Annotated in this window: 1 protein-coding gene; it reads left to right on the top strand. The window is 47.2% G+C overall.

The genetic code is table 11. The annotated features are described in order from the left end of the window. The coding region (locus tag R7044_RS28010) for a response regulator (RefSeq protein ID WP_225456353.1) at positions 1 to 519 on the top strand (519 nt) is incomplete at both ends.

Here is a 519-nt window from a genome sequence, read left to right as displayed (position 1 = left end):
CGATTCACGTTCCTATTGTTGAACTCGAAGAGCCGGTAATCGATGCAAAGCGCGACAATGTGCATCTCAACATCTTTATGGTTGAAGACATTGAACTTAACGTGACGGTGGCTAAGTCGCTGCTAGAAAGTTTGGGGCATTCCGTGACGGTCGCGATGACTGGGGAAGAAGCGTTAGTCAACTTTGTGCCGGATCAATACGACCTTGCGCTGTTGGACATTCAACTGCCAGACATGACAGGGTTTGATGTGGCGAAGTACTACCGTGAGCATTATGACCACTTACCTCCGTTGGTGGCGTTAACGGCGAACGTGATGAAAGATCGTCGAGAGTACTTAGAAAATGGAATGGATGACGCAATCAGTAAACCATTAGCTGTGCATGCTATTCAGTCAGTGATAGATAAGTTCTTTGTTGATCGAGTCGATAAACCCGCGGTGATTGTTAAGCCTGAAGTCAAGGAAGAAGCGGCGCCTTCTCCTGTGATTGAGACACATCTACTGGATCTGGATATGCTAG

It is taken from the genome of Vibrio sp. 1402, from assembly GCF_033340275.1.
This window is presented reverse-complemented; position numbering and strand designations above follow the sequence as displayed.